Here is a 22423-nt window from a genome sequence, read left to right as displayed (position 1 = left end):
GAATAGATCCGGCCGCACCTTTACAGTGCCAGATGGCTTGGGCTGTGCCGTGCGGAAGCGGAAAGGCTAGCGGTTCCGGTCCTCGTCGATTGCCTCGTCGTCCGCCAGATCGAGGTCTTCTTCGTCGAAATCGTCTTCGTCGATTTCCACGTCCGGCTGGACGTCGCTCTTGTATGGGTCGGCGTCGCCGGCGTGCTTGGCCTTCTCGGCCAGGGCAGCCACCTCGGCGTCGCGCCGCTTGGCCTCCCGGAGCAGCTCCTCCAGGTTGGAGGCGTTCACCGGAATTTGGTCGGCCACGAACTCGAGTGTGGGGGTAAGCCGGGCAGTGATGTTGCGGCCCACTTCCTGCCGCAGCACACCCTTGGCCTTCTCCAGTCCCCTGGCGGCATCAATCTGCACGGCCTGGTCACCGAACACGGTGTAGTAGATGGTGGCATGCTGCAGGTCATTGGTCACCCGGGCATCAGTGACAGTAATGCCCTCAAGCCGGGGATCTTTAACCTTCCGGCCCAAAGCCTCAGCAACAACAACCTTAATCCGCTGCGCCATCTTGGCAGCGCGTGCCGGATCAGCCATTTTTTCTCCTAGAAAATTGATGTACGACGGCGCGATGGCGGCTTGGCTTTTGAGTTGCGTTACTGCCACGCACCTGAGGTGAGTTTATGACGATGCCGGAGAGTTTTGGGGCGCCCGGGAGTGGCATCGGGCACCCCAAAACTCGGAGGCTCCCGGATCGGGCGACAGGGCGGGGCCGCCGGGAAAAACCCAACGGCCCCGCACCTGAGACGCTAAGACAACCTAGACGCGCGGCTTCTCGCGCATCTCGAAGGTCTCGATGATGTCGCCCTCGGTGATGTCGTTGTACGAGCCAAGTCCGATACCGCACTCGAAGTCCGTGCGGACCTCGGTGACGTCGTCCTTGAAGCGCTTGAGCGTCTCCACCGTGAGGTTGTCGCCAATGAGCTTGCCGGCGCGGGTGATGCGGGCCTTCGTGTTGCGTCGGATGGTACCGGTGCGAACGATGGAACCTGCAATGTTGCCGAACTTGGAGGAACGGAACACTTCGCGGACCTCGGCCGTGCCCAGCTGGACCTCCTCGTACTCCGGCTTGAGCATGCCCTTGAGGGCCAGCTCGATGTCATCGATGGCTGCGTAGATGACGGAGTAGAAGCGCATGTCCACGCCTTCGCGGTCTGCCAGTTCGGCAACACGCTCGGCGGGCTTGACGTTGAAGCCGATGATGACGGCGCTGTCGACCGTTGCCAGGTTGACGTCGTTCTGCGTGATCGCACCGACACCGCGGTGGATGACGCGGAGCTGGACGCCTTCGCCGACGTCGATCTTGAGCAGCGCGTCTTCGAGGGCTTCCACGGCACCGGACACGTCACCCTTGAGGATGAGGTTGAGGGTGTCGATCTTGCCTTCGGCGACGGCCTGGTCGAAGTCTTCCAGGCTGATGCGCTTGCGGCGCTTGGCGAGCTGGGCGTTGCGGTCGGCCGCTTCACGCTTTTCGGCGATCTGGCGGGCCGTACGCTCGTCGGTGGTCACCAGGAAGGTGTCACCGGCGCGCGGCACGTTGGACAGGCCAAGGACCTGAACCGGACGCGACGGCAGTGCGACGTCGAGGGCCTCGCCGTCTTCGTCGAACATGGCACGTACGCGGCCGTGAGCCGTGCCGGCCACGATCGTGTCGCCGACCGCGAGGGTACCGGACTGCACCAGGACGGTGGCCACGGAACCGCGGCCCTTGTCCAGGTTCGCTTCAATGGCGATTCCTCGTGCAGCCTTGTCCGGGTTGGCCCGAAGGTCCAGCGCAGCGTCGGCGGTCAGCAGCACGGCGTCGATCAGTTCGTCGATGTTGACGTTCTGGCGGGCAGAAACCTCAACGAACATGGTGTCGCCACCGTATTCTTCCGGAACCAGGCCGTACTCGGTCAGCTGGCCCTTGACCTTGTCCGGGTTGGCGCCTTCCTTGTCGATCTTGTTCACGGCCACGACGATCGGCACGTTGGCCGCTTGGGCGTGGTTGAGGGCTTCAACGGTCTGCGGCATCACGCCGTCGTCCGCAGCCACAACCAGGATGGCGATGTCCGTGACCTTCGCACCACGGGCACGCATGGCGGTGAACGCCTCGTGGCCCGGGGTATCGATGAAGGTGATGTCGCGCAGGGCGCCCTCGTGCTCGTGGCTGATCTGGTAAGCACCGATGTGCTGCGTGATGCCGCCATGCTCGCCGGCAACGACGTCGGAGTTACGGATCGCATCCAGAAGCCGGGTCTTACCGTGGTCAACGTGACCCATCACGGTAACTACCGGCGGACGCGCCTCAAGCTCTTCGTCGCCTTCAGCCTCGAGTTCGGCCTCGACGTCGATATCGAAGGCGCTGAGCAGTTCGCGCTCCTCGTCCTCCGGAGAAACGACCTGCAGCTTGTAGCCGAGTTCCTCACCAAGGAGTGCAAACGTGTCCTCGTCCAGCGACTGGGTTGCCGTTGCCATTTCACCGAGGTGGAAGAGCACGGTAACCAGTGCGGCGGGGTTCGCCTCGATCTTGTCAGCGAAGTCCGTGATGGACGATCCACGACGAAGCCGGATAACGGTGTTGCCGTCGCCGCGGGGTACGCTCACGCCGCCCAGCGACGGTGCGCTCATCTGCTCAAGTTCCTGGCGCTTTGCGCGCTTCGACTTGCGCTGCTTGCCGCGGCCAGCGCCGCCCTTGCCGAAGGCACCCTGGGTGCCACCGCGACCGCGGCCGCCCTTGCCGAAGCCACCGCCGGCCGGAGCACCGCCGCCGCCACCGGGAGCGCCGGTTCCGGGAGCGCCGGGACGGCCGGGACCGCGTCCGCCGCCACCGGGACGGCCGGCACCTGCAGGTGCGGGACGCTCGGTGCGGTTAGGCATCATGCCAGGCGTGGGCCGGTTTCCGCCGGCACCCGGACGGGGACCGCCGGGACGGGGTCCACCTGCGCCAGCTGCGGGACGCGGGCCGGGCGTAGCGCCTGGACGCGGAGCACCGGGGCGGGGTCCACCTGCACCGGCTGCCGGACGCGGGCCGCCGGGACGGTCGCCGTCAGTGCGGCCGCCGCCCGGACGGGGCATGCCCTGGGAAGTTGCAAACGGGTTGTTGCCCGGGCGCGGCGGACGTTCGCCGTCGCCTCCGCGGCCGCGGGGCATGCCCTGGGACGTGGCGAAGGGGTTGTTGCCGGGGCGGGGGCCACCGGGACGCGGAGCGCCGCCCGGACGTGAGGGGGTTTCAGCCTTCGGCGCGGGACGTGCTCCCGGCTTGGCACCGGTGGAGGGCGCAGCAGGCGTTGCGGCAGCCGGAGCTGCCGGTGCGGCGGGAGCAGCCGGGGCTGCAGGCGCCTCGGCCTTGGGGGCCGGTGCCGGTGCCGGTGCCGGTGCGGGAGCCGGAGCAGGCGCCGCAGCCCTGGGGGCAGCGGGGCCGGGAGCCGGCGCGGTACGGGTTTCTGCCGGCTTCGCCGGAGACTTGGGGGCGGCTGCGGGGGCTTCGGACTTCGAAGCGGCAGCAGCCGGGAACGCGTTGCGGAGTTTCCGCACCACGGGGGCCTCAATGGTGGAAGAGGCGGAGCGAACAAATTCGCCCAGTTCCTGCAGTTTGGTTACTGCATCTTTGGAAGTAATACCGAGCTCTTTTGCAAGCTCATGTACGCGGACCTTGGCCACATTTCTCCTGTCTCGGTCCGCACCGAGCCAGGCACGAACCGTCTACTTCTTACTGCGGGCCCCCGCTGCTGTTACAGCTGAAAGGCCCATTGCAGAGCGCAACAAAATTGTCATCGTTACGCACTCATCGCTGGGAACTCATCGGGTTTCCATCAGATTTCTGACCCGCTTTCAGGTTGGACGGTTGGTACTGCAGACGCCGGGACGTCCGCAGCGTGCGCTCCTGCCGTTATCCGGCGTTCGACGTCGGCGGTTCCGGTTGACCCGTTGAGGGCTCTTCCGAAGGCTCGCCGCTTGACCGCCAGGGCCAGGCACGCTTCGCTGGGGTGCAGCCATGCACCCCGGCCAGCCATCCGGCGTCGTTCATCCACCACCACGGCGGACGAACCGCCGGTGTCGGAGACGAGCCGGAGCAACTCTGACCGCGGCCCTTTTTTCCGGCATCCGATGCAGGTACGCTGCGGCTGATTCCCGAGTTGCTGCACGTGTGCCACTGCCGAGTATCTTCCTGCCTGTACCTATCTGCCTGCCCGGCCGCCCGCCACTGCCTTGCGGCAGGACCCGGCGCTCGAACACGCTGATGCCGGCCGCTAGGCGCGGCCAAGTTCTATTCTAGCCCCTCACGGGGCCCATACCCGAAACCGGAAACCGAAACTGCCCGCCGCAGGGGCGGGCTGTTCGATCAGGCTACGAGCTTGTGCCGGACGATTTTTCCTCCGCCCCGGCCGGCGCTTCTAACCGCGCGGAGCGGCGGCGTCGGAGACGATATCGATCCGCCACCCCGTCAGCTTGGCGGCGAGGCGGGCGTTCTGCCCCTCCTTGCCGATGGCAAGGGAGAGCTGGTAGTCCGGCACCACGACGCGGGCCGAACGGGTAGCCTCGTCGGTGATGGTGACTGAATTCACACGCGACGGCGACAATGCGCTGGCGATGAAGGTGGCCGGATCCTCGCTGAAGTCAACGATGTCGATCTTTTCGTCGTTCAGTTCGGTCATAACCGCCCGCACGCGCGAGCCCATCTCGCCGATGCACGCACCCTTGGCGTTGATGCCCGGGGTGTTTGCCTTCACCGCGATCTTGGTGCGGTGCCCGGCTTCGCGGGCCAGGGCGACAATCTCCACGGAACGGTCGGCGATCTCCGGGACCTCCAGTTCGAAAAGCTTCCGAACCAGGCCCGGGTGCGAACGGGAGAGGGTGATGGACGGGCCCTTGGTGCCCCGGTGCACGTCGATCACGTAGGCACGAAGCCGGTTCCCGTGGATGTACTTCTCCCCCGGCACCTGCTCCGGCGGCGGAAGCAGGGCTTCCACGGTGCCCAGGTTGACCTGGATCATGTGGGGGTTGTTGCCCTGCTGGATCAGCCCGGCAACAAGTTCACCCTCACGGCCCTTGAATTCACCCAGGACGTTGTCGTCCTCAACGTCGCGCAGCCGCTGCAGGATGATCTGCCGGGCGGTGCTGGCGGCAATGCGGCCGAACCCGGCCGGCGTGTGCTCGAACTCGCCGATGGGTGCGCCATCGTCGTCGATTTCCGTGGCCCAAATGGTTACGTGGCCGCTCTTGCGGTCCAGCTCCGCCCGGGCCTTCTCGAAGGCGCCCGGCGACTTGTGGTAGGCGACGAGCAGTGCCTGCTCGATCGTGGGGATGAGGAGATCCAGCGGGATTTCGCGCTCACGCTCCAGGAGTCTCAGCGCGCTCATGTCAATATCCATCAGGCCTCCTCAGAAGGTCCATTGTGCTCAGTTTCCAGACCGGCCTCGTCGAGGCGGCTGAACTCAATTTCGACTTTTCCGCTGCGGATCTTGTCGAAAGGAAGTTTTACGGGGTCGCCCTGCCTGGGCTTCATGCCCTTTTTCACGGCTATTTCGGGGACGAGGGTCACGCCGGCATCGTCAACCGATTGGATCCGGCCGGTGACGTTCTCGCCCTGGATCACGTTGACGTTGACCATGCGGCCGCGGGCGCGGTGCCAGTGCCGGGGCTCGGTCAGCGGCCGCCCAACGCCGGGCGATGAAACCTCAAGATCATACGGACGGCTGTCCGTGCTCGGGTCAGTGTCCAGGATGTCGGAAAGTTCCTTGGAAATGTCTGCAATGACGTCAAGGCTTACCCCGCCGGTTTCTTCCTGCGGCAGATCCACCACTACGTGGACCACGCGGTTGGAGCCTGCGATGTGGATGGCAACATCCTCCAGGTAAAGCCGGTGCGACTGGACCGCGGGTTCCAGCAGCGCCCGGAGGCGTTCAGCCTCGGGATTGTGGACAGCCGCGGGTTCAGCCTTTCCCGCGTCGGTCCGGTCTGATGAAGTCGTGGCTTCTGCATTGCTCACGATGCCGGCCGCCTCCCGTTAGATGATGTTGTGACTACTAGCCTAGCGATTTTCCGGGCGGCTTGGTGCACGGACTTCCCGCCGGCCGTGACAACATGGTCTGTTGTGAATGACGACAGCGGGCGAAAAGGAAGGCCGGCCAGCTATCTACGGTACGGCCTGCTGGCACTCTCCGCATTCCTGGTGCTGAGTCTCGGTTTTGCGCTGGTTCCGCGGGAATCTCCGGCACCGGCAGCCCCACCCTTCTCCGAGCAGGCGCGCACCGCCGCCCTCGCCGAAACCCTGGACCTGAGGACTTCCAGCCAGCAGCTCGCGGACGGGTCGTCCGGAGCCCGGCGGCAGCTGTTTTCGCACACTGTGACATTGCTGACTACGCAGGCAAGGGCGCTCCTTCTTCCGGGCGGTGCCACCGCCGGTGCTGCGGCGGGCGCAAGTTCAGCGGCCGGCGCGTCGGGAACCGCAGGCCCGGCCGCCACGGCATCATCAGGGACAGCACCAGCGGGCACGGCAACGCTGCCTAAGCTGGTGGCCGCGCTGTCCAAGAGCGGCAAGGCACGTCTCGTCCATGCCGAGAAGGCCGACGGCGGGATGGCCCGCCTGCTCGCTGCGGTGGGGACCGCTCAGCTGCTTCAGGCGACGGCGCTTGCACAGGCTGCCGGGACACCGCCACCTGCGCTTGAGGCGCCAACGGCAACGCGGGGCAACGCGGCTACGGCGTGCTCCGTCGCCGGCCCTTCGGACAGCAGCACTGAGTCACATGACGGCGCCCAGTCAAGCAACGGTGCCCAGTCCACCCGGACTGCCGACCCGTCTGGCAGTGCCACGCTGGCTGCAGCCCTGAACCGGGTGGTCCGGACAGAAGTTGAGACGGTGTACGGCTACCAGGTGGCGCTGACCCGCCTGGACGGGTCCGCCGCGGACCAGGCTGCCTCCCTCCTGGCCACGCACGAGACCCTGGTTGGCCAGGCAGAGGCGTACACACGCGTTCACTGTGTGCCCGTTCCTCCCCGTGAACCGGGCTACACCCTGGGCACCTCGTTCCTGCAGAAGCCCGCTGCGGGACTGGCCAGCCTGGAGGCAGGAACGCTCCCGGTCTACGGCGACCTTGTGGCGCTGAGTGACGGTGAGACGCGGCGGTGGGCCGTCGCCTCGCTGGTCGCCGCTGCCCAGCGGACAATGCGCTGGGGGTCCGATCCGGGGCCCGTTCCTGGCATTGTGCTGGACACCACGCTCCTGCCGGAGCTTCCGGAACCGGCTGCGCCGTCGGCCCGCCAGACCGACGGCGGCGCAGCGGCAACCCCCGCCGCACCCTAATGCGGGGCAGGTTACATTCCACTGGCAGCCTGCTACCTCCAAGTGGTTTGCTGGAGCCATGGATTCAGCGAACAAGCCAGCGTTGCCCCCTGCGGGGCAGCACGCTAATGAGCCCCACGGCAACGACTTCGTGCACCGCCTGAACTGGCTGCGTGCGGGCGTGCTCGGCGCCAACGACGGGATCGTGTCGGTCGCGGCCATTGTGGTGGGCGTGGCCGGAGCGACCAGCGAGAACGGCCCGATCCTCGCCGCCGGTGCTGCCGGCCTCGTAGGTGGTGCAGTATCCATGGCCCTGGGTGAGTACGTCTCCGTGAGCAGCCAGAGCGACAGCCAGAAGGCGTTGATCGAGAAGGAACGGCGTGAACTTGCCGAGGAACCGGAAGAGGAGCTGCTGGAGCTCGCCGCGATCTACCGGAGCAAGGGCCTGAGCGAGGAGACGGCCCGGAGAGTGGCCCGGGAACTCACGGAGCACGACGCCCTGGCTGCCCATCTTTCCGCCGAGCTCAATATTGACGAAGAGGACATTGTGAGCCCCTGGCATGCCGCCTTTGCATCGGCCATCGCCTTCACACTGGGGGCCGTGCTGCCGATGCTTGCCATCCTGCTGCCTCCGGAAAGCATTCGTGTTGCTGTGACTTTTGGAGCAGTCCTGCTTGCCTTGGCCGTGACGGGCGCCGTCGGAGCGTGGATCGGCGGGGGCTCGAAAACCCGGGCGGCTGCACGGGTGGTGGTGGGGGGCGGCCTCGCCCTGGCTGCGACGTTCACCATCGGCAACCTGCTAGGAGCCAGCGGCATCGTGTAGGCGTGCCAGCGGCATCGTCCAGGAAGCTGCTGCCCAGCCCACCCGTCTCGTTAGGCCGCCTCTACTACGCTTGAGCTGTGAGCCGGCCAGCAGACGTTCCCATCCCCCCGGACCTGGCGCGCCGCTATTCGCGTACCAGCGCCGGCAGGGCCTGGCTGGCGTCACTGCCGGACATGATCCGGGGCCGGCTGGAGCAGTGGCAGCTTGAGCTTGACCTGGAACCGGGAGCGCTCCCCTGGAGCGGACACGGCGGTGTAGTGGTGCCGGTCCGCGCGGCAGGATCGGCCGCGGCATTGAAGGTGGCCTTTCCGCATGATGAAGCGCTGGTGGAACGCCACGCGCTGGCGCTGTGGAACGGCCACGGTGCGGTGCGGTTGCTGGCCTCCGACGCCGGAACGTGTTCCATGCTCCTTGAGCGCCTGGATGCCGGCAGGTCGCTCCGGACAGAGCCGATGGACACCGCCCGTGAGGTGTGGGGCGGGCTGATGCGGCAGCTGAGCCTCGTTCCCGACGGCCGGCCGCAGTGGCTGGAATTTGTGCACGTCGCCGCGCGGGCAGAACAGTGGAGCGATGACCTGCCCGCCGAATGGGAACAGCTGGGCCGCCCGTTTCCCCGGTGGCTGCTGGAGGCCGCGCTCGAGGTTTGCCAGACGCGCGGCGCCGTGGGCCGCCGCTCCTCTGAGGACGTCCTTGTCAACACTGACTTCCACTACCTCAACATCCTGGCCAGGCCCGAAGCGCCCGGGCCGGCGTCTGGGAGCACAACTGCCGGAAATACTGTCGCCGACGGCTTTGCCGCCATCGATCCCCAACCGATGGTGGGTGAGGCGGAGTTCGCCGTGGCTCCCGTGCTCTGGAACCGGATTCCGGACCTGCCCGCAACGGATCCAGCCGCGGGCCTGCTGGCCAGGTGCCATGACTTCAGTGTCTCGGCCGGGCTGGACCCGGAGGTCGCCCGGCAGTGGAGCCTGGTCCGGGAAGTGGACAACGCCCTGCACTACACCTCGAGGCCAGGCCACGCCGGTGACGTGGCACGGTCACTGTGGGTGGCCAGCACACTTGCCGGGCGGACCTTGGACGGGCTTCCGGCTGCCCACGATTTGCCCGAACCGGGCGAGGACGCCATGAACACGTCGCCGTCGTAGGGGCGTCAGGGCCGGCATTACCGGACGGCTTCGACGGCCGTCCGCACCGCTTCCACCGCAGTGGCGACGTCGTCGGCGTCGGTGGTCCAGTTGCTGACAGATATCCGCACCACGTCCCTGCCGTGCCAGCGGGACCCGGACATCCACACCTTGCCGTCGGCGATGAGCCGATCCGCCACGCGCCGGGTTGTGGCGTCGTCGCCGAAGGCTACCGTGACCTGCGTGTAGCCGACGTCGTTGAGCACTTCCACCCCAACGGCGCTGAGCTTTTCCGCGAACTGGGCGGCGGAGGAGGCCATACGGCGTATCTGTTTCGCAACGCCGTCCCTGCCCAGGGACCTCAGCGCTGCCCAGACGGGCACTCCCCTGGCCCTGCGGGAGAGCTCCGGCACCCGCTGGCTGGGATCACCGGAGCCGTCGGCATCCTGGAGGAGGTAGCTGGCATTCAGCCCCATGGCACTGCGCAGCGCCTGGGCGTCCCGAACCGCGACAACGCCGCAGTCGTACGGGACGTTGAGGCTTTTGTGGGCGTCCGTGGCCCACGAGTCGGCGCCTTCCACACCGGCTGTCAGCCCTGCGAGTTCCGGGACGGCCGCGGCCCAGAGTCCAAAGGCCCCGTCAACATGCACCCAGGCGCCGTGTGCTTTGGACACCGCGATGGCTGTGGCGAAGGGGTCGAAGGCTCCGGAGTGGAGGTTTCCGGCCTGCAGGCACACCAGCACCAGGGCGGGCCCCGGACTCTGGGCTCCGCCAGATTGGTCCGCGGAAGTATGTTCCAGCGCGATCCGGTCCAGGGCACAGTCCAGCTCGGCGGCGTCGATGCGTCCCTGGCTGTCGGCCGGAACCAGGGCGGGGCTGCCCATTCCCAGGTAGCGCAGCGCGAGGTCCATCGTCTCGTGACGTTCCTCCCCCACAAGGCAGTGGATCCGCGGCGCCCCGAAGAGTCCGTCGCGTTCCAGGTTCCACCCGGCGTCCTTGAGGAGCCGCCACCTGGCGGCCGCCAGCCCGGTGAAGTTGGCCATGGTGGCTCCGGTGACAAAGCCGACGTCGGACTCCTCCGGCAGGCCCAACAGCTGCAGCAGCCAGTGGCCGGCGGCATCCTCGATCGCGGCAATGGCGGGGGTGGCGTAGCGGAGCACCGAGTTCTGGTCCCAGGAACTGACGAGCCAGTCGGCCGCCATGGCAGCCGGGAGGGTGCCTCCGATGACCCACCCGAAAAAGCGTCCGGACGGCATGGCCATGAGGCCCGGTTCGGCGTGGCTGGCCAGGTAGTCCACCACGTCGGCAGGGGCCATGCCCGACTGCGGCAGCGGCCCGTCGAATGCTGCGGCAAGTTCCCGGGCTGTCTGCTGCGGACCTACCCGGCGGCTGGGCTGGCTTTCCAGCCAGTGCGTGGCGTGCCGGACGGCCGCAGCCAAGGCATCCCGGTACGGTTCTGCACCGGCTGACATAGAGGCATGCTACGCCGTCCCTGAGCAGCCCGCGAGGAGATAGCTCCGGCGGGAGCCGGGCTCAGGCGAAGTTCTCCTGCCAGACGTCGAAGGCGAGCTTGACGATCAGGGCGAAAACCACCATGAGGAACACCACACGCACGAACTTGCTCCCCTGCTTTACAGCGGTGCGAGCGCCGAGGTAGCCCCCGGCCATGTTCGCCGCGCCCAGCAGCAGGCCGACTCCCCAGAGCAGGGAGCCGTGCGGGAGGAAAAATATAAGTGCCCCGGCGTTCGTCGCCACGTTGACGATTTTTGCCTTGGCGCTGGCCTCCAGGAAGGCGTACCCCATCGCCGAGACCAGCGCGATTACCAGGAACGATCCGGTGCCGGGTCCGATCAGGCCGTCATAGAACCCGATCACGGCGCCGATGGCGCAGGCCACTACATAGTGCTTGTGGCCGTCGTGCCGGAGGACGGTGATGTGGCCGGCATCGGGCTTAAGGGCAGTGAACACCGCGACGGCGACCAGGGCCACCACGATGATCGGCTTGAACACCTCCGCCGGCAGCCGGGTGGCCAGCAACGCACCGCCAAAGCTGCCCGCCAGTGCGATCACGGCCATCGGCACGGCCGTGCGCAGATCGGGCCGGACGCGGCCGTAGTAGGTCACGGCGCTGGTGGTGGTGCCGAAAATGGAGCCCATTTTGTTGGTGCCCAGTGCCTGTACCGGGGTGATCCCCGGCACGAGCAACAGCGCAGGCAACTGCAGCAGGCCGCCGCCGCCCACGACGGCGTCCACCCATCCTGCGGAGAAGCCAGCCACCACTATCAGGACAATAGTGGCGAGCTGGATCGACTCGAACCCCGAAACCACTTAGTGGATCGGCGTCAGTTGCTGCGGACGGCGTTGACCACGTAGTCAACGGCCTTGTCCACTGCCACGTTTTCAGCCTCGCCGCTGCGGCGGTCCTTGATTTCAACGACGCCGTCCGCCAGTCCGCGGCCGACGGCAAGGATGGTGGGCACGCCAACAAGCTCGGCGTCACCGAACTTGACGCCCGGGGAAACTTTGGGCCGGTCATCGTAGATGACTTCCAGGCCCGCGCCTTCAAGCTCGAGGGCAAGCTGCTCAGCAGCGGCGAAGATCTCCTCGCCGCGGCCGACCGCCACCACATGCACATCGGCCGGAGCCACGGAGCGGGGCCAGACGAGGCCCTTGGCGTCGTGGTTGGATTCCGCCAGCGCGGCCACGGCACGGGTGACGCCCACGCCATAGGAACCCATGGTGACCACCACCTGCTTGCCGTTCTGGTCCAGGACCTTCAGTTCCAGCGCTTCGGCGTACTTGCGGCCCAGCGCGAAGATGTGTCCCATCTCGATGCCGCGGGCCGTTTCGAGGGGTCCGGAGCCGTCCGGGGCTTCGTCACCGGCGCGCACTTCGGTGCACTCGATGACGCCATCCCAAGTGAAGTCGCGGCCCGCGACGAGACCGAAGACGTGCTTGCCGGCCATGTTGGCGCCCGTAACCCAGGCCGTGCCGCTGACGACGCGGGGATCCACCAGGTACAGGAGCTTGGCGGCGCCTTCCAGGCCGAGGAGGGGTGCGCCCAGGGACATGCCCGGGCCGAGGTAACCGCGGACGATGAGCGGGTTGCGGGCCAGGTCCTCCTCGCCCGCGGCTTCCACGGCGATCTCGCCGGCCACCGGGAGGTAGGCACCGATGTTGGCCTCGACGCGCTTGAGGTCGACGCCCCGGTCGCCGGGGACACCGATGACGACGATCTGGCGCTCTCCGGTGGGGAGGGTGACGGCGAGAACAACGTTCTTGAGCGTGTCGGCGGCAGTCCAAGGGCCGCCGTCGGCCTCGCTGCGCGGCACGAGCTCGTTCGAGGCAGCCACAAGCGTTTCGATCGTGGGAGTGTTCGGGGTATCGCGGATCTCCGCGGCCGGGGCGTTGGTGAAGTCGATCTCGGCGGGAACCACAGTGGTCACAGCTTCGACGTTGGCGGCGTAGCCACCGGCCGAGCGCACGAAGGTGTCCTCGCCGACGTCGGTGGGGTGCAGGAATTCCTCGCTCCTGGAGCCACCCATGGCGCCGGCCGTGGCCGTCACAGGAATGACTTCCAGGCCCAGCCGCTCGAAGATTTTCAGGTAAGCCGCACGGTGGGCGGAGTAGCTGGCGTCCAGCCCGGCGTCGTCGACGTCGAACGAGTAGGAGTCCTTCATGATGAATTCGCGGCCGCGGAGGAGTCCGGCGCGGGGACGTGCCTCGTCGCGGTACTTGTTCTGGATCTGGTAGATGCTCAGCGGCAGGTCCTTGTACGAGGAGTACAGGTCCTTCACCAAAAGAGTGAACATCTCCTCATGCGTGGGGGCCAGCAGATAGTCGCCGCCCTTGCGGTCCTTCAGCCGGAACAGCCCTTCGCCGTACTCGGTCCAGCGGTTGGTCGCCTCGTAGGGCTCCTTCGGGAGCAGCGCGGGAAAGTGAACTTCCTGGGCGCCGATGGCGGCCATCTCTTCCCGGATGATCTGTTCCACCTTGCGCAGCACGCTCAGTCCCAGCGGCAGCCAGGTGTAGATGCCCGGAGCCGCGCGGCGGATGTATCCCGCACGCACGAGCAGGCGGTGGCTGGCCACCTCGGCGTCGGCGGGGTCTTCACGCAGGGTGCGCAGGAAAAGCTTGGAGAGTCGAAGAACCACGGGTAGGTGTCCGTTTCTGGGGGAAGTGCTGATTGTCTGGGTACTAATCTACCGGCTGGGGAGCAGTACAGGTTTCCGGGCCCTGTGGTGGCTGCAGAGAAAAGCCACGCCCCGCAGGAGAAGCCCCTGGCCGTTTCCGGCTGGTCATCCCTGTGGTGGCGTGGCTTCACGGCCGGTCATGCCGCTAATTCTCGTAAGACCACCCGAGCCCGAAAACGCGGTTAGAACGAACCTATGTGATAGCCGTCACCGATTCCAAATCCGCTTTGGCGGGGGCAGCGTGGGTCGCAGGCTAGAAGAGGACTGTAGCGAAGGTCCCCACCTGCCGGAAGCCAACGCGTTCGTATGTTGCCCGTGCCCGGGAGTTGTAGTCATTGACGTACAGGCTGGTGACGGGTGCCATTTTCTGGGCCAGCAGCACCACGGCCGCCATGTACCCGGCGCTCAGCCCAAGTCCCCGGTGGCTGGGATTCATCCATACGCCCTGCACCTGCGTGACCTCCGCCGTGACGGCGCCGAGTTCGGCTTTGAATACGACTTCGCCGTCCTTCAGGTGGACCAGGGAGTGGCCCTGGCGGATCAGGCCTGCCACCCGGCGGCTGTAGAAGTCGCGGCCGCCGAGGTACGGCGAGTAGCCAACCTCTTCCTCGAACATCGCCGCACAGGCGGGGAGGATGGTGTCAAAATCTGCGTACTGCCCATATCCCAGCTGCCAATTCGGCTCGACGGCAGGAGGGCCGGTGATGGTCATGAGCGGCTGGTCGGGCCGTACCTCGTGGGCCAGGTGGCCCAGCTCCTCCAGGTGGCGGTGCAGGGCAAGGACCGTGGCGGCCGGTCCGAAGACTGACGCGTACCGGCGCCCGGAGCGGTGGGCCGCAGCAGCCACTGGTCCGGCCAGCTCGGGATCCAGCTGGACGGGGACCAGGTTGGCGCCTGCCCAGCAGGCGCCAACCAGGACGTCGTCGTCGAAAACACCCAGGACGTTCGCACCGCCCGGGGTGGGCGCGGCAGAGTCCGTTGACTCCAGATGCGCCAGAATGAACACGTTGGCGACGGGATCCGTGCCGGCCAGTTCGCGCAGTTGCCGGGTGTCCGCAACACCCAGTACCCGGACGGTGGCACCGTCCGGCGCGGCGCCGTCCTTATGAGACGCTAACCACGGGGCTACCCTTGACAGCATCTTCGCCATCGGCCTCCCCCATCTCTTCCGCGATACGCATGGCCTCTTCGATCAGTGTCTCAACAATCTGGCTCTCGGGGACAGTCTTGATGACCTCGCCCTTCACAAATATCTGGCCCTTGCCGTTGCCGGAGGCGACGCCGAGGTCAGCTTCCCGCGCTTCACCCGGACCGTTGACGACGCAACCCATGACGGCGACGCGCAGCGGGATCTCCATTCCTTCGAGCCCGGCGGTGACCTGCTCGGCGAGGGTGTAGACGTCCACCTGGGCGCGCCCGCAGGACGGGCACGAGACAATTTCCAGCTTGCGGGGCCGCAGGTTCAGCGACTGCAGGATCTGGTTGCCCACCTTGATCTCCTCGACAGGAGGGGCGGAGAGGGACACGCGGATCGTGTCGCCGATGCCGCGCGAGAGGAGGGCGCCGAAGGCTGTGGCCGACTTAATGGTTCCCTGGAAGGCGGGTCCGGCCTCCGTCACGCCGAGGTGCAACGGCCAGTCGCCCTTCTCGGCGAGCATTTCGTAGGCCGCCACCATGACCACCGGGTCATTGTGCTTGACGGAGATCTTGAAGTCGTGGAAGCCGTGCTCCTCGAACAGCGAGGCTTCCCAGACTGCCGACTCGACCAGGGCCTCCGGGGTGGCCTTCCCGTACTTCTTCAGGATGCCTGGTTCCAGCGATCCGGCGTTCACGCCAATGCGGATGGACGTGCCGTGGTCCTTGGCCGCCTTGGCGATCTCCTTGACCTGGTCGTCGAACTTGCGGATGTTGCCCGGGTTGACGCGTACTGCCGCGCAGCCGGCCTCGATGGCTGCGAAGACGTATTTCGGCTGGAAGTGGATGTCGGCGATGACCGGGATCTGCGACTTCCGGGCGATGATCGGAAGCGCTTCAGCGTCGTCGGCGGACGGGCATGCCACGCGCACGATGTCGCAGCCGGACGCGGTCAGCTCGGCAATCTGCTGCAGTGTGGCGTTGATGTCCGTGGTGGGCGTGGTAGTCATCGACTGCACGCTGATGGGGAAATCGGAACCGACGCCGACGGAGCCCACCTTGATCTGGCGCGTCTTGCGGCGCGGGGCAAGGACGGGCGGCGGTGCGGATGGCATTCCCAGGCTGACCGAGGTCACGTGGACTCCTTGAATTCGAAAATCGGTAGTGCGGCGGCGGCTAGGCTGCGTGCTCAGCCAGGAGGCCGGTCACAGGTGCCCATTCGGTGGTTCGGGTGCCGGAAATGACGCCCGCAGCAGCGAAGGGATCCTGCCGCAGGATCTCGTTGAGTGCGGCTTCGTCGGCCGCCTTGAAGATGAGCAAAGCGCCTGCGCCGTCGCCGTAGGGTCCGCTGGCAAGGAGAGCGCCGTCCTGCGCCAGTCCTGCAGTCCATTCGCGGTGTGCTGGGCGGGTGGCCGCGCGCGTTTCGGAGGACTCGGCGTCGTATACGTACTCAACAGCAAAAACAGTCATAGAGATACCCTATCCCGCGGCCGGGCTAGCCGAGGAGCACGACCTTCGTGAAGGCGGCAACTCCCGCCGCCCACAGCATGGAGGCCAGGGTGCCGATGATGAACCGTTCCGCAGCCACGGGCGTTTCCTTGAGTTCCGCGAACCGGCCCAGGCCCTTGATTGCCACCACGTAGGCGATGGCCACGGGCTGCCCGGCCAGGATGGCAAGGCAGACAGCCAGCCGCTCGAGCACGCCGATGATGGCGCCGCCCCGGAGAATCCGTGTGGCAGAAGGGCCACCTCCGGGTGCCGGCGCGGCAGCCGTTCCGGCGTCCACCGTAATGTCGCCGTTCACTGTATTGCCCCTGTCCCCTGCGGCCGGGCTGTCCCCTGCGGTCGGGCTGTCCACTGCGGTCGGGCTGTCCCCTGCGGGGCTGTCCACCGTCACATCCGCCGAGGGATCGTCGGCGCCGTCCCGGCCGGCGGCGGCATCGGCTTTGTCGTCGATGGTCCGGGCCAGCCGGAAAACCAGGGCCGTGACAGGCCAGCCCACGAATCCGGCCGTCAGCAGGGCGGCTGCGATCCAGACAGCGTTCATGGTTCTCCTCGGTTGTCGTCGCCGTCCTGGGCCCCGGGGGTGAGGTTCTCAAGGACGAGGCGGTGGGCGGTCGCCAGCAGCATTTCCACCGCCGGCCTTGCGGCCCATTCTTCCTGCCAGCCCGACCGGAGGACGGCCCGGCTCACCGACTGTTCGCTGATTCCCAAGTCCTGCGCAACCTGTTTCTGGCGTCCGTGACGTCCGGGGCCCCGTGCCGTTGTGGCTCCACTTTTCGCGCGGAGGGCATCCACCACGCGCCATTGGGCCTCGGTCCGGTCCTGCACCAGCCTCCCGACCAGGCGCAGCACCGCCTCCGCGTTGGCGCACGCCACGGCGGCCTCGCGCTCCCGGCTCCCCGCAACGACTGCCGCGGGGACATGGCTCGCGGCTGACTTGGCCCGCTCCACCGCCCGGCGCGCGGCAACGAAGGCGGGTCCAGACCCTTCACGGGGGCTGGCGTCCGGCGCCAAGGTCCCCGGGCCAACACCGATTCCCACGTACCAGTGCCCGCTTCGCAGGGCCTGCAGCGCCACGTCGACCACCAGGGCAGGGTCCTGCAGAACCCCCTGCACTTCGTCGCCGACAGAGCGTTCAAAGCGGACATCGGGATGGCTGCCGAGGGCTCCGAGGAGCTCGGGCACGCGGTCCACGTCATTGGTGCTGCCACGCTGGTCGATGGTCAGAACGTACATTGCTAAACCGTATCCGGCTTATTTTTGCAAATCAATCATTTAGGGCTGATATTTCCGAATCAACCGATCGAGGGGGACACGCGAAGATCAGCCGAAAAGATTAACGGGCTTCACGATGTCTGCATAGATCAGCAGCGCACCCATTCCCATGAGAAGCGCGGCAACCACGTAGGTCGCAGGCAGCAGCTTCGCGATGTCGAAGGCACCAGGGTCGGGTTTGCCGAGCAGCTTCGCCACCCGCCGGCGCACGGCCTCGTAGAGTGCGCCTGCCACATGGCCGCCGTCGAGCGGGAGCAGCGGGATCAGGTTGAAAACGGCCAGTGCAAAGTTCAGCCCGGCGAGGAGTCCCACCAAGGCGGCAAGCCGGGCCTGGGCGGGCACTTCCTCCATGGCGGCCACCTCGCCGGCCGCGCGGCCCACGCCCACCACACTCATGGGACCGTTGGGGTCGCGGGGTTCTTCGCTGAACGCCGCCTTGGCGACGCCGGCAACCCGGGCCGGCAGATTAAGGACCACCCCGGCCACCTGCTTGATGTTCTCCCCTGCCATGGGCAGGACGGACGACGCCGGCTGCGGAACCAAGGCGGTCTGCGCACCGATGCCCAGGAAGCCGACCTCCTGGTACAGGAGCTTTCCGGTGTCGTCCTTTGCCTGGCGTCCGTCCGCTCCGAGGACCGGGCGGGCGGACAGGACAGGGGTGACGCTGCTGGTCACCGGGGAGCCGTTGCGGTCCACTGTGATGGACACTTCCTTGCCGGCGGAAGCGCGGATCCAGCCCGTCAACTGGTCCCAGCTGGTGACGGTTTTTCCGTCGAAAGCGGTGATGACGTCATTGGGCTTGAGTTGGGCTGCAGCTGCCGGTGTCGGCTTGCAGTCGGCGGAGTCCGGGTTAACGGTCTCTCCCGCCTTCACCTGGCACTTGGAAACTTCCGCGATGGTGGTGGTGGGCTCTGAGATGCCGAAGCCCATGAGCAGCACGGCAGTGAGCACGAGGCCGATCAGCAGGTTCATTGCCGGCCCGCCGAGCATGATGATGATCTTCTTCCAGACCGGGAGCCGGTAGAACACGCGGTTCTCGTCCCCGGGACCCACATCTTCATGGGCCATGGAGCGGGCCTCGCTGGCCAGCGTCTGGAACATGCCGGTGCTGGACGGGCGCACCGAGCCGTCCTCCTTGTTGGGCGGGTACATGCCGATCATCGACACATAGCCGCCAAGCGGCAACGCCTTGAAGCCGTACTCGGTCTCACCTTTTTTGGTCGACCAGATGGTGGGGCCGAAGCCGATCATGTACTTGGTGACGCGCACCTTGAACAGCTTGGCGGGCACCAGGTGGCCCACCTCATGCAGCGCAATGGATACCGCAATGCCGACCGCCACAAAGACGACACCAAGAATAAAGAGGATAACGGGACTCATGCTTCAGATCTGCTGCTTCCTAGAGACTGCTCACTGCTAAACGTTCGTGGGTGCGCGCACGTGCCCATTTCTCAGCATCGAGCACGGATCCGACCGTTAGCCCGGAGGAACCCGAATGTTCGCTGAGGACGGCCTCGATGGTGTCCACGATGCGCGTGAACCGGATGTGGCCGGCGTGGAAAGCCGTTACAGCTTCCTCATTGGCGGCGTTGAACACAGCAGGGTAGGTGCTTCCCTGCCTCGCCGCGTCCTTGGCCAGCCGGACGGCGGGGAACGCGGCGGAGTCCAGCGGCTCGAACGTCCAGCTGGTGGCGCGCGTCCAGTCGCAGGGTGTTGCGGCGTTGGGCACCCGGTCGGGCCAGCCCAGGCCAAGCGCAATCGGCAGGCGCATATCCGGTGGCGACGCCTGGGCGATGGTGGAACCGTCCACGAACTGCACCATCGAGTGGATCACGGACTGCGGGTGGACCACCACGTCGATCCGGTCCAGCGGAATGTCGAACAGCAGGTGCGCCTCAATGACTTCAAGGCCCTTGTTCACCAGGCTGGCTGAGTTGGTGGTGACCATCAGGCCCATATCCCAGGTGGGGTGGGCCAGCGCCTCCTCCGGCGTCACGGCGAAGAGCTCTTCGCGGGTACGGCCGCGAAAGGGCCCGCCCGAGGCGGTCAGGATGAGCTTGTCCACCTCCGCGGCAGTACCCGAGCGCAGGCACTGGGCGATGGCGGAGTGCTCGGAGTCAACCGGCACAATCTGTCCCTCCGCGGCGGCGGCTTTGACCAGCGAACCGCCAACGATCAGGGATTCCTTGTTGGCGAGCGCCAGGGTGGCGCCGGATTCCAGCGCGGCGAGCGTGGGTGCCAGCCCGATCGAGCCCGTGATGCCGTTGAGCACCACGTCCGCCTTCACGGCGGCGATCGTGGTCGAGGCCTCCGGGCCTGCGATGATCTCGGGACGGTACTGCCCGATCCCCGCCTCGCGGGCGGCGTCGTTGATCAGGTCCCTGAGTCGCCCGGGATCGCCTTCGGCGATGCCGACGGCCGCCGCCCGGGTGTGCACGGCCTGCCGGGCGAGGAGTTCGAGGTTGCCGCCCCCGGCGCTCAGCGCCACAACCTCGAAAAGATGGGGGGCGCCGTCGACGACGTCAATCGCCTGGGTGCCGATGGAACCGGTGGATCCGAGGATGACAATGGTCCGCGGCTGGCTGGCTGGACGGCTGGAGCCGGAAGTCTGCATGGCTTAAGTATCCCGCACCGCCGGTGGCCGGCGGACGTGCGGGGACCGCCACAAGGCGGGCTGCGCGGGCAAGTGGCAGCACCTTGACGCGCATCCGCGCCGGGGTAACGTGGTGCCCGTGGACTGGGCCGCGTGGTTCGATGCGCCGGACTATGAATTCGCCCGGCAGGTGCTGCAGCGCGGTGTTGCTGCACTCTATCTCGTTGCGTTCCTCTCCTCCCTCAACCAGTTCCCGGCCCTTCTCGGCGAGCGCGGACTCCTTCCGGTTCCGGACTACCTGGAGGCTTTCAGCCGGATGCGCCGGCCCACGCTGTTCCGCTGGCGCTACTCCGATCGGCTGTTCCGGGCCGTCTGCGCTACGGGTCTGTTCATCTCCGGCGTCCTGGTCCTCGGCCTCCCCCAGCTGGGTCCGCCCTGGGTACCGCTGATCGCGTTCCTGGCGCTGTGGCTGCTGTACATGTCAGTGGTCAATGTAGGGCAGACGTTCTACGGGTTCGGCTGGGAAATGCTGCTCCTGGAGGCCGGCTTCACCGTGGCCTTCCTGGGATCTGACCAGACCGATCCGCCCCGGACCATCCTGATCCTCGTGGCCTGGCTGGTGTTCCGGCTGGAATTCGGGGCCGGCATGATCAAGATCCGCGGCGGCCGGGAGTGGCGCGACCTCACTGCCCTGTACTACCACCACGAGACCCAGCCGATGCCAGGCCCTCTGAGCCGGCAGGCGCATCTGCTGCCGAAGCCCTTCCACCGGCTGGAGGTGGTGGGCAACCACTTCGCCCAGCTGGTGGTGCCGTTCTTCCTCTTCGCGCCCCAGCCGCTGGGCAGCATCGCGGCGGGCATCATCATCTTCACCCAGCTGTGGCTGGTGGCCAGCGGCAACTTTGCGTGGCTGAACTGGATAGCGATCGTGCTGGCCTTCGCCGGCGTCAGCGATCCCGTGGCGCACACGGTGCTGCCGGTCATTCCGCTGGACTGGCACACCACCGGGGAGACGCCGCTGTGGTGGCTTCTCATCACCCTGGCCGCGTCCCTGCTCCTGGTGGTCCTCAGCTACTGGCCCATCCGCAACCTGTTCTCCCAGTACCAGCTGATGAACGCCAGCTTCAACCGCTGGCAGCTGGTGAACACCTACGGCGCGTTCGGCACGGTAACGAAGCAGCGCATCGAGGTGGCGGTGGAGGGCACCCTGGACGAGGATCCGGACGAGGCGGCCGACTGGCGCGAGTACGGTTTCAAGGGAAAACCCGGCGACGTGTACCGGCTCCCCCGCCAGTGGGCTCCCTATCATTTGCGGCTGGACTGGCTCATGTGGTTCCTGCCCCTGCGCACGGTCCACGAGGAATGGTTCTACGCCTTCCTTGGCAAGCTGCTCGAGGCTGACGCAGCCATGCTGCGGCTGCTGCGCCATGACCCGTTCGACGGCGAACGCCCCCATTGGGTGCGCGCCCGCACCTATCTGTACCGTTTCGCCACCCGTGCGGAATTCCGGGAGACCGGCCAGCGCTGGATCCGGACACCCCTCTACGAGGCAATCCCGCCCATTTCCCTGCGGGCACGGAAGTGATGGCGTCCGGAATATAGGAGACCGACGGCGGGCTACCGTGCCCGGCGGAACCTAACGGGCCCTGCGGAGCACCGACTCTGCGTGCCGAAGGATGGGACCGTCGATCATCCGGCCCTGGTATTGGAACACCCCGGTCCCGGCTTCCTTTGCTGCCTCCAGCAGGTGCGTAGCAGCGGCCACGTCCTCGCCCGAGGGTGCGTAGGCGGCCCGGACGGCGGCCACTTGGTTGGGGTGGATGCAGGCCTTGGAGCCGAACCCGGAGGCAGCGGCGTCCCGGGCCTCCGCGGCGAGCCCGTCGAGGTCGGGGATGTTCACGTAGACCGCGTCCACGGCCTGCTTGCCGGCTGCGCCCGCTGCCAGGAGCACGGAGGAGCGGGCGTGCAGGGCGACGGCGCGGTAGCCGCCGTCGTCATTCCTGCTGGAAGTGCCGCCGAGGGAGGCAAGCAGGTCCTCCGCCCCCCACATCATGGCCACCACGTTGGGTTCGGCAGCAATGGCTGGTGCGTGGACCACGCCCGCGGCCGTTTCGCACAGGGCAATCACGTGGAAGTCCGGCAGCGCCCGGAGCTGATTCGCGCTCTCCGCCTTGGCGAGCATGACGGTGCGGTAGGGCGTGTGGGCCAGGCAGTGCAGGTCCTTCTCGAAGTCCTCGGTGCCGGCCGGGTTGATCCTGATGATGGTCCGGCTGGGATCGAGCTCCGGCCCCTCGCCGGAGCCTCCGAGCTGGGCCAGGATGGCGCCCCGTGCCCGCTGCTTGTCCGGCGACGCCACGGCATCCTCGAGGTCCAGGATGACGGCGTCGGCGCGCTCGGCGGCCTTCTGGAAGCGTTCGGGGCGGTCGGCAGGGCAGAAAAGCAGGGCAGGGCCCATCACAAAGGTCATACAGACAT

The 22423-nt window shown here is 66.9% G+C and carries 20 protein-coding genes; 4 read left to right on the top strand and 16 right to left on the bottom strand.

Features of this window, described 5'->3' with window-relative positions; genetic code table 11:
* Window positions 1-66: 66 nt before the first annotated feature.
* The 5 genes from rbfA to rimP form a co-directional block, all read right to left on the bottom strand.
* Complete coding sequence (gene rbfA, locus QFZ23_RS08330; RefSeq protein WP_306922041.1) at window positions 67-576, bottom strand: 30S ribosome-binding factor RbfA; 510 nt, start codon at window positions 574-576, stop codon at window positions 67-69.
* Window positions 577-798: 222 nt separating this feature from the next.
* Window positions 799-3681: a translation initiation factor IF-2 gene (gene infB, locus QFZ23_RS08325; RefSeq protein WP_306922039.1), complete on the bottom strand. Its 2883-nt coding sequence runs from the start codon at window positions 3679-3681 to the stop codon at window positions 799-801.
* A 152-nt stretch (window positions 3682-3833) separates the two neighbouring features.
* Window positions 3834-4166, bottom strand: coding sequence for a YlxR family protein (locus tag QFZ23_RS08320; RefSeq protein ID WP_306926753.1), 333 nt, complete (start codon window positions 4164-4166; stop codon window positions 3834-3836).
* 249 nt (window positions 4167-4415) lie between these two features.
* Window positions 4416-5393, bottom strand: a complete 978-nt coding sequence (nusA, locus tag QFZ23_RS08315; protein WP_076798160.1) for a transcription termination factor NusA — start codon at window positions 5391-5393, stop codon at window positions 4416-4418.
* Window positions 5393-6010: a ribosome maturation factor RimP gene (rimP, locus tag QFZ23_RS08310; RefSeq protein WP_306922037.1), complete on the bottom strand. Its 618-nt coding sequence runs from the start codon at window positions 6008-6010 to the stop codon at window positions 5393-5395. The genes nusA and rimP overlap by 1 nt, the downstream gene beginning before the upstream one ends.
* Window positions 6011-6115: 105 nt before the next feature.
* Between rimP and QFZ23_RS08305 the strand changes: the two genes are divergently transcribed.
* From QFZ23_RS08305 to QFZ23_RS08295, 3 genes are all read left to right on the top strand, one after another.
* Entirely contained in the window at window positions 6116-7324 is a 1209-nt protein-coding gene (locus QFZ23_RS08305; RefSeq protein ID WP_306922035.1) for a ferritin-like domain-containing protein, read from the top strand.
* A gap of 58 nt (window positions 7325-7382) precedes the next feature.
* Window positions 7383-8126, top strand: a complete 744-nt coding sequence (locus tag QFZ23_RS08300; protein ID WP_306922034.1) for a VIT1/CCC1 transporter family protein — start codon at window positions 7383-7385, stop codon at window positions 8124-8126.
* A gap of 77 nt (window positions 8127-8203) precedes the next feature.
* Complete coding sequence (locus QFZ23_RS08295; RefSeq protein WP_306922031.1) at window positions 8204-9271, top strand: aminoglycoside phosphotransferase family protein; 1068 nt, start codon at window positions 8204-8206, stop codon at window positions 9269-9271.
* A 17-nt stretch (window positions 9272-9288) separates the two neighbouring features.
* On the opposite strand, the gene QFZ23_RS08290 is transcribed toward QFZ23_RS08295, so the two are convergent.
* The 10 genes from QFZ23_RS08290 to dxr all read right to left on the bottom strand — a co-directional run bounded on the left by QFZ23_RS08290 (window position 9289) and on the right by dxr (window position 19969).
* Window positions 9289-10722: a pyridoxal phosphate-dependent decarboxylase family protein gene (locus QFZ23_RS08290; protein ID WP_306922029.1), complete on the bottom strand. Its 1434-nt coding sequence runs from the start codon at window positions 10720-10722 to the stop codon at window positions 9289-9291.
* A 61-nt stretch (window positions 10723-10783) separates the two neighbouring features.
* A complete protein-coding gene (locus tag QFZ23_RS08285) occupies window positions 10784-11578 on the bottom strand; it encodes a sulfite exporter TauE/SafE family protein (protein ID WP_306922027.1) in 795 nt (264 codons plus the stop codon).
* Window positions 11579-11592: 14 nt separating this feature from the next.
* The gene (locus tag QFZ23_RS08280; protein WP_306922025.1) at window positions 11593-13404 is read right to left on the bottom strand and encodes a proline--tRNA ligase; all 1812 of its coding nucleotides are present in this window, start codon (window positions 13402-13404) and stop codon (window positions 11593-11595) included.
* 292 nt (window positions 13405-13696) lie between these two features.
* On the bottom strand, window positions 13697-14584 hold the full coding sequence (locus tag QFZ23_RS08275; RefSeq protein WP_306926751.1) for a GNAT family N-acetyltransferase: 888 nt from the start codon (window positions 14582-14584) through the stop codon (window positions 13697-13699).
* Window positions 14547-15713 carry a flavodoxin-dependent (E)-4-hydroxy-3-methylbut-2-enyl-diphosphate synthase gene (gene ispG, locus QFZ23_RS08270; RefSeq protein ID WP_003805892.1) on the bottom strand — a complete coding sequence of 389 codons (1167 nt, stop codon included), beginning with the start codon at window positions 15711-15713 and terminating at the stop codon, window positions 14547-14549. The genes QFZ23_RS08275 and ispG overlap by 38 nt, the downstream gene beginning before the upstream one ends.
* A gap of 40 nt (window positions 15714-15753) precedes the next feature.
* Window positions 15754-16047: a YciI family protein gene (locus tag QFZ23_RS08265; protein ID WP_306922021.1), complete on the bottom strand. Its 294-nt coding sequence runs from the start codon at window positions 16045-16047 to the stop codon at window positions 15754-15756.
* Window positions 16048-16072: 25 nt separating this feature from the next.
* Entirely contained in the window at window positions 16073-16624 is a 552-nt protein-coding gene (locus QFZ23_RS08260) for a hypothetical protein (protein WP_306922019.1), read from the bottom strand.
* On the bottom strand, window positions 16621-17316 hold the full coding sequence (locus tag QFZ23_RS08255) for a MarR family transcriptional regulator (protein WP_306922017.1): 696 nt from the start codon (window positions 17314-17316) through the stop codon (window positions 16621-16623). Before QFZ23_RS08255 ends, QFZ23_RS08260 begins: the two co-directional genes overlap by 4 nt.
* A gap of 87 nt (window positions 17317-17403) precedes the next feature.
* Window positions 17404-18735, bottom strand: coding sequence for a M50 family metallopeptidase (locus tag QFZ23_RS08250; protein ID WP_306922015.1), 1332 nt, complete (start codon window positions 18733-18735; stop codon window positions 17404-17406).
* Between the two features lie 19 nt (window positions 18736-18754).
* Window positions 18755-19969 (bottom strand): 1-deoxy-D-xylulose-5-phosphate reductoisomerase, encoded by a 1215-nt coding sequence (gene dxr / locus QFZ23_RS08245; RefSeq protein WP_306922014.1) that lies wholly within the window; start codon window positions 19967-19969, stop codon window positions 18755-18757.
* 118 nt (window positions 19970-20087) lie between these two features.
* On the opposite strand from dxr, the gene QFZ23_RS08240 reads away from it, so the two are divergent.
* Window positions 20088-21533 (top strand): lipase maturation factor family protein, encoded by a 1446-nt coding sequence (locus QFZ23_RS08240; RefSeq protein ID WP_306922012.1) that lies wholly within the window; start codon window positions 20088-20090, stop codon window positions 21531-21533.
* Window positions 21534-21584: 51 nt separating this feature from the next.
* On the opposite strand, the gene QFZ23_RS08235 is transcribed toward QFZ23_RS08240, so the two are convergent.
* Entirely contained in the window at window positions 21585-22415 is an 831-nt protein-coding gene (locus QFZ23_RS08235; protein ID WP_306922010.1) for an HpcH/HpaI aldolase/citrate lyase family protein, read from the bottom strand.
* Between the last annotated feature and the right edge of the window lie 8 nt (window positions 22416-22423).

Origin of the sequence: Arthrobacter globiformis, from assembly GCF_030818015.1 — a bacterium.
GTDB lineage: Bacteria > Actinomycetota > Actinomycetes > Actinomycetales > Micrococcaceae > Arthrobacter > Arthrobacter globiformis_C.
Note: the sequence above shows the minus strand (reverse complement) of the source record. Positions and strands in the feature narration are given on the sequence as shown.